We start from the raw sequence: 18495 nt of genomic DNA on the forward strand, positions 1-18495 counted from the left end.
GAGGAGGACTGCGATGGGAATGCTCGACGGTAAGGTTGCCATCGTCACCGGCGCGAGCCGCGGGATCGGCAAAGCGATCGCGGAGCTGTACGCGGAGGAGGGCGCGAAGGTGGTCTGCGTCGCCCGCACTCTCCACGAGGGCGACCACATGCTCGAGGGGTCTCTCGACACCACCGTGGGCGAGATCAAGGCGAAGGGCGGCCAGGCAGCCGCGGTCGCGGCCGACATCTCCGAAGAGGCGGGCTGCGATGCGGTGGTGAAGGGCGCCCACGATGCCTTCGGCCCCGTCGACATCCTGGTGAACAACGCGGCCCTCAACTACTACATCCCGATCAAGGACTACCCCATCAGCCGCTGGATACGCGCCTTCGCCGTCAACGTGCACGCGCCCTTCATGCTCTCGCAGAAGGTGCTGCCGGACATGATCGAGAAGCGCAGCGGCGCCATCGTCAACATCTCGTCCGGCGCCGCGATCGGGCCGGGGCGCGGGCCCTACCAGAACACGCAGGTGCGGGGCGGCACCATGTACGGCGCCTCGAAGGCGGCCCTCGAGCGCTTCACCCAGGGCCTGGCCCAGGAGGTGCAGGACTACGGCATTTCCGTCACCTGCTTCTCGCCCTCGGGCGTGGTGCCCACGCCGGGCACCGTCTACCACAAGCTGGTCGAGAGCCTGGATGACCCGCGCGGCGAGCCGCCATCGATGATGGCGCGCGCCGCCCTCCTCCTGGCGACCCTGCCGGTCGAGAAGATCACTGGCCGCGTCACCTACAGCCAGACCATCCTGAAGGAGTTCGGCTGGATCGAGGACGGCGTCGGCCCCGGCCTTGGCGGCCGGCCTCTGCGCGGCTATGCAGCGATGTGAGGGCAGAGTGCAGGGCTCATCGGGCAGATACGGTGGCGGCCTTGACCGACCGGAGGACACGGAAGCCGGCGCCGTGGCTCTCCTGACTCTGTGCTTCGCACTCTGTACTCTGCATCGGCCACTGCCATGAAGATCGGCGTTGTCTTCCCGCAGACAGAGATCGGTGCGGATCCGGTGGCGGTCCGCGACTACGCGCAGGCGGCCGAAGACCTGGGCTTCACGCACCTGGTGGCCTACGACCACGTCGTCGGCGCGCACCCGGAGCGGCCGGACGGCCGGCCCTGGCGCGGGCCTTACACGCACCAGAGCCTGTTCCACGAGCCCCTGGTGCTCTTCGCCTATCTGGGCGCGATCACGAGGACGCTGGAGTTCGCCAGCGGCATCATCATCCTGCCCCAGCGCCAGGCGGTGCTGGTCGCGAAGCAGGCGGCGGAGGTCGATGTGCTCACTGGCGGGCGGCTCCGCCTGGGCGTGGCGGTGGGCTGGAACCCGGTGGAGTACGAGGCGCTGGGCGAGACCTGGGAGAACCGCGGCCGGCGGATCGTCGAGCAGATCGCCGTAATGCGAGCGCTGTGGACGCAGGAAGTGGTGGACTTCCACGGCCGCTGGCACCACATCACGAAGGCCGGCATCCTGCCGCTGCCCGTGCAGCGCCCGATCCCGGTGTGGATGGGCGGCATGTCGGAGCCGGTGCTGAAGCGCGTGGCGCGCCTTGCCGACGGCTGGTTCCCGCAGTTCCGCCCCGGCGACGCTGCCCGCCAGACGCTGGAGCGGCTGCGGGAGATGATCCTGGCAGCGGGACGCAAGCCCGAGGACGTGGGGATCGAGGGCCGGCTCGGTGTGGCCAACGCGACCCCCGACGACTGGGCGAAGGGCGTCGAGGCCTGGCGGGAGCTGGGCGCGACGCACCTCAGCGTCAACACCATGGCGGCGGGCTTCGCCTCCCCGCGGGAGCACATCGAGGCGCTGCGGCGGTTCCGGGAGGCGGTGGGGTAGCCGCAGCGTCGTCCCGGGCGTTTCAGGCACTGCGATCCGCGCTGGTCCGAGGCCAATTCCGCTAAGCTGTGGCCACCTTCCCGGCAGGAGCGTGCATGGCCACCGTCAACACAGCCCTCGGCCCTATCGATTCGGAGCGCCTCGGGTTCACGCTGAGCCACGAGCATGTGATGAACCTGACGATGATGCGCTACCTCCCCTTCCTCTTCGACCGCGAGGACAGCCTGCGGCGCGCCACGCGCCTCCTGACGCTGGCGAAGCAGGGCGGCGTCGACAGCCTCATCGACCTGACGACGCCGGACCTGGGCCGGGAGGTGGAGTTCATCCGCGCCGCCTCGGAGGCAAGCGGCATGAACGTCGTCGTGGCGACGGGCTGGTGGCGGGTCATCCCATCGCTCTTCTGGGCGCGCGACCCGGACTGGATCGCGCGCTTCATGTTCCAGGAGGTCGAGCATGGCATCGACGGCACCGGCATCAAGCCCGGCGTGATCAAGCTGGCGCAGGACGTCGAGCACCTCGACGAGCGCGGCCGCCTGATCGACCGGGCCGAGCGCCTGGTGCGCGCCGCCGCGCGCGTCTGCCGCGAGACGGGCGTGCCGATCAGCACCCACCACTGGGCGCCGCGCGAGGTGGGGCGGCTGCAGGTCGAGATCTTCCTCGAGGAGAAGGTGCCGATGCACCTGGTATGCATCGGTCACAGCGCCGACACGACGGACGACCGCTACCTGGAGGACCTCCTGAGCAGCGGCTGCTACCTCTCGATGGACCGCTATCCCGGCGGCGGCGAGCGGCCCGACTGGAGGGCGCGCAACGCGACCGTGAAGCGCCTGGTGGAGCGCGGCTGGGCGCCGCGCCTGATGCTGGGGCACGACTACCCGCCGCCGCCATCGTACGCGGGCGAGCCGTCGCCGCAGGACCCGGAGCCGGTGCGCTACCTCTTCGTGAAGGACGTGGCGGTGCCGGCCCTGCTCGAGGACGGGGTGACGGAGGAGCAGGTGCGCCTCATGACGCACGAGGTCCCGCGGCGCTTCCTCACGGGCGAGAAGCCGCTGCCGCGAGAGGCCAGGGCGTAGGCGTCTGCAACCGGCGCCCTCGCGGCGGGGAGGGTCACGGCCGCCTGCTTCTGGCCGAATCGCTGGCTACCTGCCGGGCATGAGGACGAGGCCGCGGACCGCTGGCCTAACCCGATCTGCGGCAGTGCCTCCCAGTCGCCGGGGACGACCGCAGTCCAGTCTCGCGTGGAGGCGCCGCGCAGACCGGTCACGCGCGAATTGATGTGCTTCGTGCTCACCCCGAGAGCCGGGGAAGCTGCGGATGCTGTAGCAGCGCGCTGCGGTACGATACGCGCGTCCCGCAGGAGGCGCCAGTGCCCGAATACGTCCTCATCGAACGCTACGGGAAGCGCGCCGAGCTGGTCCTCAACCGGCCGGAGAAGCGCAATGCGCTCATCGTCCCGATGATGGACGAGATGCGTGAGGCCATAGAGGCCTTCGCGTCCGACGATGAGGTGTCTGTGGTCCTCATCCGCGGCGCGGGCGGCACCTTCTGCGCCGGCATGGACCTCGAGGCCCGCCGCGCCGACCCGCCGCCGCCCTGGCTCTCACGCAGCCAGGAGGCCTGGGCCGACTTCCACGCCGCCGTCTGGAACTGCGGCAAGCCCGTCGTCGGCGCCGTGGAGCGAGCGGCCATCGCTGGCGGCACGTCGCTCTGCTTCGCCTGCGACTTCATCATCGCCGGCGAGACGGCCCGCATCGGCGCAACGGAGGCGCGGCTCGGCATGGCGAACGCGCCGATGAACCTTGCCTGGCTCATAGCGCGCTGGGGCTACAACGCTGCCGTCCAGATCACGCAGTCGGCGAAGCTCTACAGCGGCCGCGAGCTGAAGGACATGGGCCTCGCCTTCGATTGCGTCCCGGACGACCAGGTCCTCGACCGCGCTCGCGCCCTCGCCGACGAGCTGGCCCAGAATCCCGTGGCGGCGATGGTGGCCATGAAGCGCCACGCCCAGCGCGCCCTGGGCATCGACTTCCCCGCGCTCCTGAAGCGCCTCCAGGGCCGGGCCTGAGGCGGAGCGCAGAGGAGAGAGAGCAGAGGGCACAGAGCAGAGAGGTCAGAGGGCGGAAGGACGCGGCGGCCCGGGGCAGGCCCGTGACGCCCGCATCGTGCACTCCGCGACTCCGCACGCCGTCCCGCACTACACTCTCCGCGTGCCCCTCATCACGTCCCGGGCCAACGAACGCATCAAGGCCATTCGCGCCCTGCGTAACAAGCGCGAGCGGGAGCGCGCGGGCGTGTTCTTCGCCGAGAGCGCGCGCCTGGTCGCCGCGGCGGTGGGCGCCGGGGCGTCGATCGAAGCCGTCCTCGTCGTGCCTGAACGCCTGCGCGACCAATCCGAGCGCGACGTCATTGCCGCGGCCAGGCGTGCCGGGGCGGAGATCGTCGAGGTGTCGGCCGAGGTCTACGACAGCGTCTCCTTCCGCGGCGACCCGGATAGCATGGGCGCGGTCATCCACCAGCGACGGGACACGCTGCCGGCGCGGCCGGCCGGGGAGCTGTCCTGGGTGGCGGTGCACGAAGTGCAGCATCCCGGCAATCTCGGCACGTTGATCCGGACCTCGGACGCGGCTGGCGGCGCCGGCGTCATCCTCACGGGCGCCTCGACCGACCCCTATCATCCGGTCGCGGTGCGGGGCAGCCTCGGCGCCCTCTTCAGTCAGCGCGTGGTCCAGACCACGCTATCGGAGTTCGCCGCCTGGGTACGGGCCTACGGCGCCCGTGTAATCGGCACCTCGCCTTCGGGCGACCTCGACTACCGCGAAGCTGACTACAGGCCGCCCGTCGTCGTCTTCTCCGCCGGCGAACGCGCCGGCCTCTCGCCGGAGCAGGCCGCGCTGTGCGAGCAGGTGGTCCGCATCCCGATGCTCGGGGCCGTCGACTCGCTCAACCTCTCGGTGGCCACGGCTCTCGTGCTGTACGAGGTCGCGCGGGCAAACGGCCGCTGAAACGCTGCCGCGCTCGCCGGTTGTAGATGCCTCCCTATCGAAGAAGGCCGGAATCTTTGCGATCTCGCAATGCCATTCCGCCGCGGTCAGGAGCAAAATGTGGCCGGCCTATCCTCCCTCCGGTGACTCTTCAGGCGGCTGAAAATGCTTGTCCTCTACCTCCTCTCCGGGGAGCGTCGCGAGGTCCCAAGGGCGACCTCTGCCTCGATCGTGGGAGACCGCCTCGTGTGCCTGAGCAAGAACGGCAAGCCCGTGGCCCTGTTCGCTGCCTCCGAGGTCTATCTGGCCTCGAAGACGGCGATACCGACGATCCCTGACTGACCCGTAACGCGACCTTAACCCGCGGTGCCCGGCGAGCAATCGCCGTGCCGCTTCCGCGCGCCTATCGTGCTGGGGAGGGAGGTGACGAGATGGCAAGAGGGCGTGAAACGATCCGGGCAAACCCGGGCGACAAACGCTACGTCCGCCGCGACGCGCGCGGCCGGTTCACGTCGAGTCAGGACGACGTCTCGCGCTCGCTCGCCCGCGACCCGCGACAGCGAGCGAAGACGCAGTCCAGGCGCGGGCAGGGCGACCGCGGTGACCGGCGATAGACGCGCGATAGGGGCGAGAGAGCCGATGAGCGCCGCGCCGGTGCTATATTGTGCGGACTAATGGTGAAAGGAGGTCCCCAGGGGGCAGAGGGACAGACACGAGGCGCCAGGTCCTTCTCTCGAAGGATGACGAGGAAGAGGCTCATCGAAAGACTCGGCGGATAGCCTCTCGGCGGCACAGTCGTTACGTCCGGGACAAAACGAGGTGCGCGAGCCCTCGACAAAGCCGCGGACGGTGTGCACCCGAAGCAGCATCGGGTTCCCTCCCCAGCCCCGAACGAACCAGAGTCAGCAGAGAATTCCCACCATTCTGGACGGCCGGCCGCCGCTCCGCGTGGCGTTGCCCGGCACAGCCCTGGAGGAACCCCCTATGTGTGGAATCATGGGGTACGCCGGCCGAGAGCCGGCTGCCCCGATCGTCCTCGATGGCCTCTCGCGACTCGAGTACCGCGGCTACGATAGCGCCGGCCTCGCCGTCCTGACCGACGACGGTGAGCTGACGATAAAGAAGGGCGCGGGCAAGCTGGCGCGCCTCAAGGAGTGCATCGGCGACCAGATCCCGGCGGGCACCACCGGCATCGGGCACACGCGCTGGGCCACTCACGGCAAGGCCACGGAGACGAACGCCCACCCCCACACCGACTCCAAAGGCGACGTCACGGTCATCCACAACGGCATCGTCGAGAACTACCTGGAGCTGCGTAAGGAACTGGTCGCGGCCGGCCACCACTTCCGTTCGGAGACGGACACGGAGGTCATTCCCCATCTCATCGAGGAAGAGGTGAAGAAGGGCCACGACCTTACGGCCGCGGTCTGCCACGCGATCGCCCGGATACACGGCGCCGCCGCGATCGTCGCGATGCGGCGAGCGGAGCCGGGCGTGCTCGTCGCCGCGCGCGTCGCCAACGCCGGCGGGGTGGTCATCGGCTATGGCGAGGACGCCATCTACGTGGCCAGCGACCTGCCCGCCCTCATCCCTTACGCGCGAAAGGTCGTCTTCCTCGCCGATGGCGAGGTCGCCCGCGTCACGAAGGACGGCGCCACTTACCTCGGCGCCGATGGCAAGCCGGTCCAGAAGACGCCGCAGGCCATGCCCGAGGGGCCGCTCGCCGCCGGCAAGGGCCTGTACAAGCACTTCATGGCGAAGGAGATCGCCGAGCAGCCGGAGAGCGTCCTCAACACTATGAGTGGCGTCTTTACCATAGACCCTCCTGAAGTCGAACTGCCCGATGCGCCCATGACCGACGAAGAGGTCGCGGCTATCAAGCGCGTCGTCCTGGTGGGCATGGGCACCAGCTTTCACGCTGCCCTGATTGGCCGCACCTACCTGGAGCGTCTCGCCGGCATCGCGGCCGAGGCGGACAACGCTTCCGAGTACCGCTACCGTGAGCCGCTCATCGACTCCTCCGTGCTCGTGGTCGCGGTACTCCAATCGGGGGAGACGGTGGATACTCTGGCCGCGATGCACGAGGCCAGGGAGCGGGGCGCGAGGGTGATCGCCGTCTGCAACACGCCCGGCTCCCAGGCGACGCGCGTCGCCCATGGCACCGTTTTCACCCGTTGCGGCCCGGAGATCGCCGTCGCCTCGACCAAGACCTTCGTCGGTTCACTGGCGGCGCTGTACCTGCTTGCCTGTCACCTCGGCGCGCGCCGCGGCGTGCTCACGCCGGCCGAGCTCGCCTCGCGCCTCGGCGAGCTGGCGCGCATGCCGCAGCTCATCGGCCGCGCGATCCGCACGGAGGCCGCCTGCGAGCGCATCGCGAACCGCTTTCGCGCCGCCCAGCACTTCCTCTTTCTCGGCCGCGGCATGCAGTTCCCGGTAGCGATGGAGGGGGCGCTGAAGCTGAAGGAAGTCAGCTACATCCATGCCGAGGGCTACGCTGCGGGGGAGATGAAGCACGGCCCCATCGCCCTGATCGACGAGGCCATGCCGGTGGTTGCCCTGGTGCCAAAGGACACCCACTACGCCAAGATGCTGAACAACGTCGAGGAGGTGCGCGCCCGCGATGGGCTGGTGATCGCCATCGCGACCGAAGGCGATGAGGTTGCGGCTTCGAAGGCGCACGAGGTGGTCTACGTACCCGAGGCCCCGGCGCTGCTCGCGCCGATGGTGACCGTAGTGCCGCTGCAGTACCTCGCGTACCACATCGCCCTGCGGCGAGGGGCGGACATCGACCAGCCGCGAAACCTGGCGAAGACGGTGACGGTCGAGTAAGCGGGTAGGGAGCGGCCGCGCGCGTCCGTCGAGAAAAGGACAAGGATGAGCGCGTTGCCCTCGCGAAAAGTGGAGCGGCGCCTGCGGAGCGAATAAGAGCCGGCGGGGCAAAGTGACCCTTAATCGCTGCGGCGCCGCCGGTGGTCATGTTAGCGAGAAAAAGCGCAGTTGCCTACCCCTTTTGGCATTAAACTTTGAGGTTCCTTACAGGAGCAGGGCAACGGCGCGCGCCACGGCCATCGTCCCGAAGACGGCGAAGAGGGCCGCCGCCGCGTAAGCCAGCAGCCGCATGGGTAGCCGCTTGCCGGCCACCACGCCGGCGGCGATCGCCAGGGCGTCCGCGGCCACCATGCCCGCGGTCGACCCCAGCCACACGCCGGCAAAGGAGTCCGGTTCGCGCGCGCCCAGCGTCACCGTCGCGAGCTGGGTCTTGTCCCCGAGCTCGGCGAGAAAGAAGGCGGCGGCGACGACTGCGAAGCTTCCGAGGAGCGATACCTGACGCGCCTCGCCCATGTCGTCGAGCCGGTCGCCGCGGATGCCCCAGAGCGCGAAGCCGAAGAAGGATGCGCCTGCAACCAGCAGCACGAGCGGTTCAGGCAGGAGGTCCGCCGCCGTGTTGCCGAGGATGGTCGAGCCCAGGTGCACGACGAGCGTCGCCGCTGCCACGCCGAGGAGGACCATGAGCCAGTGGTACCTGGTGGCGAACCACAGCGCCACGAGCTGCGACTTGTCGCCCAACTCGGCCAGGAAGATCAGGAGGAAAGAAACGAACAACGCCGACATCGAACTCCTCGCTCGTGCCGGCGTTCCTGGGGTCGGCCGGCACAGTGAAGTGCACGGCCGAAAGTCTCGTCTGCTCCTGCCCGGAGCCGCGCCACCGCCCTTCAGTGAAGGGAGCGTGTCGATGGACGCGCGGGAGACTACTCCCCTTCGACTGCTATCAGCCTACCAGGCCGAAGGCTGTCCGAGCCAGTGCCGTTCGGCCTCTTGGGAGCGAGGCCGCTGGTGTCCTAACCGCCAGGCCGCGTGCCGTCGGCGCGCGTGTCGGCGCTGGTGGCGTGGGGCACGCGCGTCGCCGGGATGACGCCCATCCGGCCCGCCTGGTAGTCCTGGATAGCCTGGATGATCTCCTCGCGCGTGTTCATCACGAAGGGCCCGTAGCGCGCCACCGGCTCCCGGATGGGCAGGCCGCCGAGGAGCAGCACCTCGAGCCCCCGCTGGGAACGCGAGGACTGCCGCGGCGCAGCGCGGAGCGTGATGGCCTCGCCGGCGCCGTAGACGGCGAGTTGCCCCTCCTCCAGGGGGCGGTCCTCGTGTCCGGCGAAGCCCTGGCCGGCCAACACGTAGGCAAGGGCGTTGAAGTCCCGGGGCCAGACCAGCGACAGCCGCGAGCCCGGCGCAACCGTTGCGTGGAGGTAGGTGATCGGCGTGAACGTGCGGCCCGGGCCCCGGTGGCCCGCCAGCTCGCCGGCGATGATCCGGATGAGGGACGCACCGTCGTCGCTCGACAGGAGCTTTACCTGGTCCGCCTCGATGTCCTGGTAGCGGGGCGGCAAGAACTTGTGCGCCGCAGGCAGGTTCACCCAGAGCTGCGTGCCGTGGAAGAGGCCTCCCTTGACCACGAGGGCCTCGGGCGGCTTCTCGATGTGCTGGATGCCGGCGCCGGCCGTCATCCACTGGGTGGCGCCGTCGGTGATGAGGCCGCCGCCGCCGGTCGTGTCCTGGTGCTCGAAGGCGCCATCGATCATGTAGGTCACGGTCTCGAAACCGCGGTGCGGGTGCCAGGGCGTGCCCCTGGCCTCACCCGGCGCATAGTCAACCTCGCCGATGTGGTCGAGCAGGAGGAAGGGGTCGGCCAGCGGCAGGTCGTAGTTTGGGAACGCCCGCCTGACCACGAAGCCCTCGCCCTCCAGTTGCCTCGGCGCCGTCACCACGCGCAGGACGGGACGCCAGGCCGTCCCTTTCTCGGGAAGCGGCGGGATGCGCGGCAGGGTGAGGGTATCGGCGGTTACTGCTGGCAAGGTGAATCCTCCTTACTCAAGTTTAGCAGCCTACCGCCGGGAACGTCGGAACGCCCGCCGGCTTCAGGGCTCCAGCGCGTAGCGCTCCCGCCAGCTCGCGGGGATCGGCAAGTCAAGCCCGTACAGGTAGCGGATCAGCTGGCCCTGATGGGCAGCTTCGTGCTCGACCAGGTCGAGCAGGAGCCTATTCCTCGGGTCATCGAAGGCGCCGGCCCCCTCGAGAGCGGCCCGTACGGCCTCCTCGGACCGAGCGAGCGCCTCGACCACCTGTGCGCCATCGTTCGCGTCCTCCAGCGAACAGGAGAAGCCGGACCAGCGGCCGGCTTCCAGAGCGCGGCCGTAGCTCTCGCGAGCGCCGACTACGCACCAGAGCTGGGCCCCGATGCTGTTCGACCTGAGGCCGGGCAGCTTCCGAGAGAGCGCGTCCGGCGGCAGGGCGGCGACGAAGTCCCGGTAGAGGCGGAATGAGCGCTCGAGGCTGTTGCGGGTTTCGTGGAGAAGCGCCACGGGATTTCCTTTTCCTCATATACTGCCCTCGCCGCAACTCGACGCCGGGGAGGATGCCTTGAAGGCAGCAGTGTACTACGTGACCGGGCCGCCGTCCGTGCTGCGTTACGAGGAGGTCCCGGACCCGGTCTGTCACCCTCGCGGCGTGGTAATCAAGGTGCAGGCGGTGAGCATCGAGGGCGGCGACGTCCTCAACCGGGCCGGCGGCGCCATGACCGCGAGGCCCCACATCGTCGGCTATCAGGCGGCAGGCGTGGTACGGGAAGCCGGCGCCGAAGTGACCGACCGGCGTGTGGGCCAGCGCGTCGTCGGGATCGCCCCCAATGGCTCTCACGCCGAGCTCTTCTCGCTCCCGGCAGCCTCGACCTGGGTCGTGCCCGATGGCATGGACATCGCCGTCGCGGCCTGCGTGCCCATCGCCTTCGGCACGGCCGACGACTGCCTGTTCGAGTTCGGGCGGCTGAAGGCCGGCGAGAGCGTGCTCATCCAGGCGGGCGCCGGCGGTGTTGGCCTGGCCGCCATCCAGCTCGCAAAGCGGGCCGGCGCGACGGTCTTCGCGACGGCGTCTTCAGATGAAAAGCTGGCGCGCCTCAAGGAGTTTGGGGTGGATTACGGGATCAACTACCGCGAGCGAGACTTCGTCGAAGAGGTGAAACGCCTCACTTCTGGCCGCGGCGTCGACCTCGTCGTCGACTCCGTGGGTGGAGCCGTGCTGCAGGGCAGCCTGCGTTGCCTGGCCTACAAGGGAAGAGCAATAAGCGTCGGCAGCGCGGGCCGCGACCGCCAACAGCCCGACCTGTCCCTGGTCGCCGGGCGGAACTGCTCCTACACCAGCGTCTCGTTTGGCGCGGAGCGCAACGCGGACCCGGAGCGGGTCATGCCGATGGTGCAGAAGCACCTCGAGGACGTGAATGCCGGCCGTCTTCGCGTGGTAATTGACCGCGAGTTCCCGCTCGCCGAGGCGGCAGCAGCGCACGCGTACATAGAGTCGCGGCAGGCCTTCGGGCGCGTGGTCCTGCGGGTAACGTAAGCGAAAGGCCCGTGGCGGGCCGGCCCACGCGACATAAATTTGCGGTTGCGCGGCGGCGATGTAAGCTTGACACATGGCAAGCCGCAGGCCGCAGACCTGGGGCAACTTCCTCACCAACTGGAGGCGCGACGACCTCAGCCTCCGGCAGAAGCTATCGATGCAGGTCCGTAACTCCTGGTTGCGCCTCAAGCGCAGGTCGAACTGCTGCGGCAATCACGGCGAGCCCGGCTGCTGACGGGTGCCGGAGGACGGTCCCGGAGGGACCGCGTGAGCGAGACGTTACGAGACCATTCCGAGAGGCCCCAGCCTTGATTCGACTTCCTTATCAATCCATAAAGAAGTTAGTGGAAACCATTGCAGAAAGGAGCGGACGGGAATAGGATTAGTTTCCGGTGGTTAAACTTAGGGATCGCTAGGTAGGAAAGGAGAGACCCGTATGAAGGTGTTCGCAGGGAGCGGGCTGAGGCTGTTCGCTTCAGCAGTCGCCCTTCTCGGGCTGCTGTTCGCAGCGTGCGGGGGCGACGACAGCGGGGGAGGGGAGGCAAAGTCCGACGACCAAAAAGACATGGCGCCGGCGAGCCAGCAAGTCCTCCGCACCAGGATCACGGGCGAGCCGAAGACCATCGACCCGCACCTCACCAACTTCGCCAACGAGACCACCATCACCAAGCCGCTATTCAGCGGTCTTTTCACGTTTGACCCCGAGATGAGGGTGGTCCCGAGCGTTGCCGCCGAGATTCCTACGGCGGAGAACGGTGGGGTCTCGAAGGACGGCCTGACCTACACGATCAAGCTGCGTAAGGACGCGAAGTGGAGCGACGGCAAGCCGGTCACGGCCAAGGACTTCGAGTACAGCATGAAGCGGGCGATGGACCCGAAGCTGGCGGGGCCTTACACCTCCAACTACTTCGCCCTGAAGGGTGCGGAGGAGTACAACACGGCCCTCGGCACCAGCGCGGCGCCGAAGACCGCGACCGACGCGCAGCTGGCCCAGCTTCGCGATGCCCTGGGCGTGAAGGCAAAGGACGACTACACCATCGAGTACCAGTTGAAGGAGCCGGATGTGAGCTGGCTCCAGAAGCTGGCGATCTGGACCGCCTACCCGGTCCGCCAGGACATCGTGGAGCGGTTCGGAGACAAGTGGACCGAAGCTGGCAACATAGTCAGCAACGGCGCCTTCATGCTCAAGGAATGGGCCCACAACGAGCGTTTCGTCATGGTGCCCAACCCGTACTGGCACGGCGAGCCGAAGCCGAAGCTGCAGCAGCTCATCATCCTCATGATGGAGAACGACGCTGCTGCTTATGCCGCGTACCTCAACAATGAGCTCGACATCGTCGGCGTGCCGCCGGCGAACCGGCGCGAGGTTCAGCAGCCCACCAACCCCTTGAACAAGGAGCTCAAGCGGGGCGGCGACGGCACGACCTTCGCGCTGATGATGAACCACAAGGTCCCGCCCTTCGACAACCAGAAGGTACGCGAAGCCTTCGCCCTGGCCTTCGACCGCAAGGCCTTCGTCGAAGTCACGCAGTCCGGCGTCGGTTTCCCGGTCACGACCTGGATCGCATCCAACCAGCCGGGGCACAACCCGGAGCTCGGAAAGCAGTTCTCGTTCGACCCGGTGAAGGCCAAGGCCGCGCTCGCGGCGGCGGGCTTCCCTGACGGCCGCGGGCTGCCCAAGGTTACCTTCCTGGCAGTCGCGAATGACACGAACCGGAACGTAATCGCCCCGTTCGTGATCGAGAACTACAAGAAGAACCTCGGCATCGACGTCGAGTACGAGTTCGTCGACACGGCGACCTACACGTCGCGCTACACCAGAAACCAGCACCAGATCGCCATCGGCGGCTGGCACCTGGACTGGCCGTACCCGGACAACTGGCTTCCCAACATCCTGGGCTGCAACCAGTCAAACAACCACACGCAGTATTGCAACCCGAAGTTCGACGAGCTGGTGAAGCAGGCCGCGCGTGAGACGGATGACAAGAAGCGTCTGGCCCTGTACGACCAGGCCCAGAAGCTGGCCCTGGACGAGGTGGCCCTGGCGCCGATTTACGAGCGCGAGTACTTCGTGCTGGTGAAGCCCTGGGTGCGTGACCTGGTGATCACGAACCTGGACTCGGCGCGTGGCGACTACAACTACCACCGGATCTGGATAGCCGCCCACTAAGACGGACGGCTGACCTAGGCCTCTAGCCAAAGGGGGGCGCCGCCAAGGCGCTCCCCTCTGGCCCTGAGTGAGACATGAGCAACTACATCGCGCGCCGCATCCTCTGGCTCATACCTGTCATGTTCTTCATCTCCCTGGTGACGTTCGTGCTCATGCACAACGTCGAGGGCGGGCCCTGGGACTCGGAGCGCAAACTGCCTGACCATGTCATCGAAAACCTGAACCGCAAGTACGGCCTCGATAAGCCGCTTTGGCGCCAGTACGTCGACTTCGTCGCCAATGCCCTGCAGGGGGACCTGGGCATTTCCTTCCAGCGCCAGGACAAGCCCGTGACGGACATCCTCCTCGGCGGCCTGAAGGTTACGGGGATGCTGGGCCTGATGGCCCTCGGCATGGCCTCGGTCGTCGGCATCTCCCTGGGCATCATGGCCGCATTGAACAAGAACGGTCCCATTGACTATCTGAGCGTCCTGCTCGCGACCATAGGCTCTTCGATTCCCTCCTTCGTGCTGGGCATCTTCCTGATCTATTTCCTCTCTGTGGAGTGGCACATCCTGCCGACGTACGGTTGGAACCTGAGGAATGGTTTCATACCCGGATGGGTGCCTCCTTTGAAGCAAGCGGTCATGCCGGTGATCTGTCTCGCCGCCTTGCCGACAGCGTTCCTGGCGCGAGTGACACGCGCCAGCATGCTGGAGGTCCTGCGCCAGGATTACGTCCGCACGGCGCGCGCGAAGGGCCTGCCGTCGCTTACGGTCCTCTACCGTCACAGCTTCCGTAACGCCCTGATCCCGATCCTCACGATCCTGGGGCCGATCGCCGTCAACCTCGTTACCGGCGCCTTCATCGTCGAGCAGCTGTTCTCGATCCCGGGTAATGGGCGGCTCTTCATCCAGAGCATCAACGGGCGGGACTACGGCCTGATCATGGGCACGACGCTCTTCTATGCCTTTTTCATCGCCATCGCGAACCTCGCCGTGGACATCACCTACGCCCTCGTAGATCCGCGGATCAGGTACAGATAGGGGGCTCGCTTGGCCGTCAGCACCGTACCTCTCGCCGAACCTGCCGAGCACCAGCGGTACCGCGCCCGCGGCCTATGGGAAGATGCCTTCAGGCGGCTGATCCGAAACCGCCTTGCCCTCGTCGGGCTATTGATCCTGGTGGTCTTCGCCGTGGCGGCGGTGCTCGCGCCCCTGATTGCGCCCTTCGACCCCAACGAGCAGAACTACGACGCCATTTTCCAGAGTCCGAACGCTACGCATATCGCCGGCACCGACAACCTTGGCCGCGACTGGTTCAGCCGCCTCGTTTACGGGGCGCGCCTGTCGCTCACGGTCGGGATATTCGCCCAGGCGATCGTACTGATGATCGGCGTTGCCATCGGCACCACGGCGGGATACTTCGGCGGGCAGATCGACAACCTGCTCATGCGGTTCACGGACCTCATGTACGCCTTCCCGGACCTGCTCTTCATCATCCTGCTGCGGACGGTGTTCAGCGAAGGAATACTGCATGAGTTCGGCATCAACATTCTCAGCCGTGACACCGAGCAGATCTTCACGCTCTTTTTCATCATCGGGCTGATCAACTGGACGGGGGACGCCCGCCTGGTGCGCGGCCAGATACTGTCGCTCAAGGAGCGTGAGTTCGTGGAGGCGGCGCGCAGCATTGGCGCCTCCAACGCGCAGATAATGTGGCGCCACCTCTTCCCGAACACGCTGGGGCCGCTGATCGTCGTGGTCACGCTGGGCATCCCGCGCGCGGTGTTCGCGGAGGCGGCCCTCAGCTTCATCGGCATTGGCGTAGGGCCCAGCATCCCAAGCTGGGGGTCCATGGTGCAGGAAGGCTACAGCGCCATCTTCGGATCGCCGCACCTGGTGCTCTTCCCCGCCGGCGCAATCGCGCTGCTGATGCTCTCCTTCACATTCCTGGGCGACGGCCTCCGCGACGCCCTTGACCCCCGCACGCGCTAGCCGGCGGCCAGCCCGCGGCTATCTGACGGACCCCTGACGACGGTCGCCGCCGCCGGCCCCTTGTATCCCCCAGGGCGACGAACGCCCCCTCGGCTTACACCAAGGGGGCGTGTTCGAGCAGGCTGACGCCCCTGCCTCCGGTGGCGAAAGCGGACGGCAGGCTCTCCCGCCAGACCTGCCGCCGCTGTGGGGCTCACTGCCGCTCAGATCTGATCATCGGCCGGCGGGGCGCCGGTCTTTGATGGAGGCGGGTGGCGGCGGGCACCAACGGGCCCTGCGGCGCGCTGGCGCGGCTATTCGCAGCCGCACCGACAGTGCGATTGGACCCAGTGAAGCTCGTGCCGGAACAACGCGCGCGGCGGCCCCTGGCGGCGAAGCGTCTCCACGCGCTCGCGCGCGACAGCGTCCGCGGGGTGGTACTCGTTGATGAAGTAGGTCGGCGGGAAGGTCATGCTGCGCGAGTAGACGTCGAAGCTGGGCCCATCGCTGACCAGCGCCTTATTGAAGCCGATGGGCCTGTCGTTGTCCATCGGCCCGAGAGCGATATCCATCCACATTTCGGCAAACCGCGGCTCCTGCGCCAGCTCTGCGAGCATGCGAGCGTATTCGGGGCGGTGGCTGTGTACGGCCGTGCCCATCCAGAAGATGCGCAGTCCCTCGCGAAGCGCTTCCTCGTCGCTGGCCGGGCTAGCCTCCGGGTGTGCCCTGGCAGCGCGAAAGATGAGCGCCATCGGGTGCAGGTCGCGGCTCAGGGCCCGTGTAAAGCCGGTCCCGAGCGCGTCCAGATAGCTGTTCCAGGCCCGCACGTAGAAGAGGCCGTCGATGACTACGGCCGGGTACTGAGAACTGCCCAGGACCTCCTGCACGTAGCGCACGAAGCTGGAGCGCTCGGGCGCCGGCATCGCCCGCATGCGGCTACAGGCCATGATCAGGAACGCTACATGGTGATTGGACAGATGGCAGACTTCGGCGATCCGGGAGATGTCGCGGTCGTCCGGGACCTGGCGGTTTGCCTCCCATCGCCGAACGGTGGCTCCGGAACGGCCGATGAGGCGCCCGAACTGTTCCGGGGAGGGCTCTCGTCCGTTGACCCGCGCGCGGTGCCTGAAGCAGGCGATCCAGGCGCCCGGGCTATCCGGGAAGGGGGGTCCAGAAGGTCTCTTTGCCATTGCTCCCGGGAGCCCCAAGACCCGCACTGGTCTTAAGCGCTCCTCTCGCATTCTCATATACGCGACCACGCGGTCCGTGACAATGGCCTCTCGGCCCCAATGCTGCCCGCGGATGGGCTGCTACGGGGATTGTAGGCGGCCGCCGCCCCCCTCACACGCCGCGGGGACGACGCCCCTCCGGCTTGTCAGAGCCATGTGATTGCCGCTGTGATAAAAGTCGATGGCCCCGGCGGTGACCCGCCGAGCCGCCGTTGGGCCCGCGGGACGCCCCGACCAGGCTCTGGGCGTCCCGTCCCTGCCGGGCTGGTGTGGTCGGAGGGAAGCCGCCTCGGTGGCGGTCGCCGGGAGCGGCGGTCACCTGAAGGTCGCAGCCGCGAACAGGACCGCGAACTGCCGGCACCAAATGATTGCGCTCCGCACCTGGGAAATGTCGACGCCGGGCGGGACGTCGTAGTTGAAGCTGCCGTCCGTCGCCTTGAGGCGGCCGAGGTTGACCGCCATGCTGTCGTAGCCGTCGGGGTCGGGTGACAGGTAAACGTACAGGTCCGGCCCGTTGCGGACCGAGAAGTCCTCGAACCGCAGGACGTAGCGGCCCGGCTCTGTCTCGATCAGGAAGGCCTTGCCCCTGCCGAAGTGGAAGCTGTCGGCGCCGACGAATTCGCCGCGGTGTGTCGTGCGCGGCGCAAAGGCCCCCGCCGGCGCCACGGGGGCCGCGGACCCGCCAGGCGAGTCGATGGCAGCTGCTGCGACCGGGCTCGCCTCCTCCAGGAAGCTGCGCTCCCACAGCGGCGACAGCAGATAGTCGCCGGCGATGAGCGCTGCCACAAGCATGGGCGCTCCTGTGGCTGCCGCCAGTAGCCGGTGCCGCCAGACGAGCCTGTGCAAACCCGCTCGATACGCCGCGAAGATACCGGCCGCGGTAACGACCGCAAGGAGCGCCGTGATCGGATAGCGGTAGTCGTAAAGGTCCGCCATCACCCGCTCGATGTCGCCGAAAGTAGAGAGCACGGCGTCCACCACCTCAGCTAAGTACCGGACTCAAGCGTAGCCTGCCGATCTTACGAATCCCTTACGCGCCTCGATCTCACAGCGCTGCCAGGGCTTGCCCCGTCAGGACCAGTCCGGCGGCCAGGATCGCGATGGCGCTGAGCACCGGGACCGCCGGGGCGAGGCGGACGACGGGCCTCGCGCGGCCGATGAGAGGCTGAAGCCGCAGGCCGGGCGCCTCAAGGAGCCGCCGCGCGTAGACGAGGGCGAGGCCGACGGCGGTCAGCACGGCCGCCAATCCGAAGCTGAAGGCTCCGATCAGCGCCAGGCCGAAGGGGATGCGGTCCAGGGCGATCGTCCCCAGCATCACGACGATCGCAGTCGGGCAGGGCAGGAGGCCGCCAGACACGCCGATCATCAGCAGGCCGCGCCAGCCCGGCGCCGGCGCGTGGTCGTGGTGGTGAGGAGCCTCATGGCCGTGAGGATGGCCGGCGTGGTGGTCATGGTGGTGGAAGGCCGCGGCGGAGCCGCGGCGCCGCAGGGCCCGCAGACGCGTCCAAAACAGGCCCGCGCCCATCGCCAGCACCAGAAGCCCGGAGGCGACGCTGAGCCACAGGTACAGGTCCTCCGCGACGGCATGACGGGAGGCGTACAGCGTCACCAGCCCCAGCGCCACCACCGACGACGTGTGCGTCGCCGTGACGGCGAGCCCCAGGGCCAGCGCGTGCCGCGCTGTCCCCCGCGAGCCGACCAGGTACGCGCCGACGATTGTCTTCCCGTGCCCGGGACCGAGCGCGTGGGTGGCGCCCCAGGCCATGGCCGCCAGGAGGGACAGGGCGACGAACGCCGGGGTCAGGTCCTGCCGCTCCACCAGGCGCGCGAAGCCGCCCGGCGTCCGGCCGGCAGCGCCGCCAGCGGTGCCGGCGGGCGCCACCGACGGCGCGACCGGCACGCTATGGCCGGCGGC

The 18495-nt window shown here is 68.1% G+C and carries 19 protein-coding genes; 13 read left to right on the plus strand and 6 right to left on the minus strand.

What is annotated here, in order from left to right; genetic code table 11:
• The first annotated feature begins 13 nt into the window (after positions 1–13).
• The 8 genes from VNN10_14665 to glmS all read left to right on the plus strand — a co-directional run bounded on the left by VNN10_14665 (position 14) and on the right by glmS (position 7668).
• Positions 14–862, plus strand: coding sequence for an SDR family NAD(P)-dependent oxidoreductase (locus VNN10_14665; GenBank protein HXH23264.1), 849 nt, complete (start codon positions 14–16; stop codon positions 860–862).
• 126 nt (positions 863–988) lie between these two features.
• Entirely contained in the window at positions 989–1858 is an 870-nt protein-coding gene (locus tag VNN10_14670) for an LLM class F420-dependent oxidoreductase (GenBank protein HXH23265.1), read from the plus strand.
• 95 nt (positions 1859–1953) lie between these two features.
• Positions 1954–2931, plus strand: coding sequence for a hypothetical protein (locus VNN10_14675; GenBank protein HXH23266.1), 978 nt, complete (start codon positions 1954–1956; stop codon positions 2929–2931).
• Positions 2932–3224: 293 nt separating this feature from the next.
• On the plus strand, positions 3225–3923 hold the full coding sequence (locus VNN10_14680) for an enoyl-CoA hydratase/isomerase family protein (protein HXH23267.1): 699 nt from the start codon (positions 3225–3227) through the stop codon (positions 3921–3923).
• 142 nt (positions 3924–4065) lie between these two features.
• Entirely contained in the window at positions 4066–4860 is a 795-nt protein-coding gene (locus VNN10_14685; GenBank protein HXH23268.1) for an RNA methyltransferase, read from the plus strand.
• Between the two features lie 144 nt (positions 4861–5004).
• A complete protein-coding gene (locus VNN10_14690; GenBank protein ID HXH23269.1) occupies positions 5005–5181 on the plus strand; it encodes a hypothetical protein in 177 nt (58 codons plus the stop codon).
• Positions 5182–5270: 89 nt separating this feature from the next.
• Positions 5271–5453, plus strand: coding sequence for a hypothetical protein (locus VNN10_14695; protein ID HXH23270.1), 183 nt, complete (start codon positions 5271–5273; stop codon positions 5451–5453).
• 370 nt (positions 5454–5823) lie between these two features.
• Positions 5824–7668: a glutamine--fructose-6-phosphate transaminase (isomerizing) gene (glmS, locus tag VNN10_14700; protein HXH23271.1), complete on the plus strand. Its 1845-nt coding sequence runs from the start codon at positions 5824–5826 to the stop codon at positions 7666–7668.
• Between the two features lie 204 nt (positions 7669–7872).
• Here the strand turns inward: glmS and VNN10_14705 are convergent, their stop codons facing one another.
• The 3 genes from VNN10_14705 to VNN10_14715 all read right to left on the minus strand — a co-directional run bounded on the left by VNN10_14705 (position 7873) and on the right by VNN10_14715 (position 10196).
• On the minus strand, positions 7873–8451 hold the full coding sequence (locus VNN10_14705) for a TMEM165/GDT1 family protein (GenBank protein HXH23272.1): 579 nt from the start codon (positions 8449–8451) through the stop codon (positions 7873–7875).
• A 227-nt stretch (positions 8452–8678) separates the two neighbouring features.
• Entirely contained in the window at positions 8679–9689 is a 1011-nt protein-coding gene (locus VNN10_14710; protein ID HXH23273.1) for a pirin family protein, read from the minus strand.
• Between the two features lie 63 nt (positions 9690–9752).
• Positions 9753–10196, minus strand: coding sequence for a hypothetical protein (locus tag VNN10_14715; GenBank protein ID HXH23274.1), 444 nt, complete (start codon positions 10194–10196; stop codon positions 9753–9755).
• Between the two features lie 58 nt (positions 10197–10254).
• Between VNN10_14715 and VNN10_14720 the strand changes: the two genes are divergently transcribed.
• The 5 genes from VNN10_14720 to VNN10_14740 all read left to right on the plus strand — a co-directional run bounded on the left by VNN10_14720 (position 10255) and on the right by VNN10_14740 (position 15372).
• Positions 10255–11226, plus strand: coding sequence for a zinc-binding dehydrogenase (locus VNN10_14720; protein ID HXH23275.1), 972 nt, complete (start codon positions 10255–10257; stop codon positions 11224–11226).
• A gap of 73 nt (positions 11227–11299) precedes the next feature.
• Positions 11300–11461, plus strand: a complete 162-nt coding sequence (locus tag VNN10_14725; protein HXH23276.1) for a hypothetical protein — start codon at positions 11300–11302, stop codon at positions 11459–11461.
• A 201-nt stretch (positions 11462–11662) separates the two neighbouring features.
• The gene (locus VNN10_14730) at positions 11663–13396 is read left to right on the plus strand and encodes a peptide ABC transporter substrate-binding protein (protein ID HXH23277.1); all 1734 of its coding nucleotides are present in this window, start codon (positions 11663–11665) and stop codon (positions 13394–13396) included.
• A 74-nt stretch (positions 13397–13470) separates the two neighbouring features.
• A complete protein-coding gene (locus VNN10_14735; GenBank protein ID HXH23278.1) occupies positions 13471–14421 on the plus strand; it encodes an ABC transporter permease in 951 nt (316 codons plus the stop codon).
• A 9-nt stretch (positions 14422–14430) separates the two neighbouring features.
• A complete protein-coding gene (locus VNN10_14740; protein ID HXH23279.1) occupies positions 14431–15372 on the plus strand; it encodes an ABC transporter permease in 942 nt (313 codons plus the stop codon).
• 293 nt (positions 15373–15665) lie between these two features.
• Here the strand turns inward: VNN10_14740 and VNN10_14745 are convergent, their stop codons facing one another.
• The 3 genes from VNN10_14745 to VNN10_14755 all read right to left on the minus strand — a co-directional run.
• Positions 15666–16541 (minus strand): helix-turn-helix domain-containing protein, encoded by an 876-nt coding sequence (locus tag VNN10_14745; GenBank protein HXH23280.1) that lies wholly within the window; start codon positions 16539–16541, stop codon positions 15666–15668.
• 354 nt (positions 16542–16895) lie between these two features.
• A complete protein-coding gene (locus tag VNN10_14750) occupies positions 16896–17549 on the minus strand; it encodes a DM13 domain-containing protein (GenBank protein ID HXH23281.1) in 654 nt (217 codons plus the stop codon).
• A gap of 76 nt (positions 17550–17625) precedes the next feature.
• On the minus strand, positions 17626–18495 hold an 870-nt coding region (locus VNN10_14755; protein HXH23282.1), incomplete at its 5' end, for a nickel transporter.

The organism is Dehalococcoidia bacterium (assembly GCA_035574915.1).
Taxonomy (GTDB): domain Bacteria; phylum Chloroflexota; class Dehalococcoidia; order DSTF01; family WHTK01; genus DATLYJ01.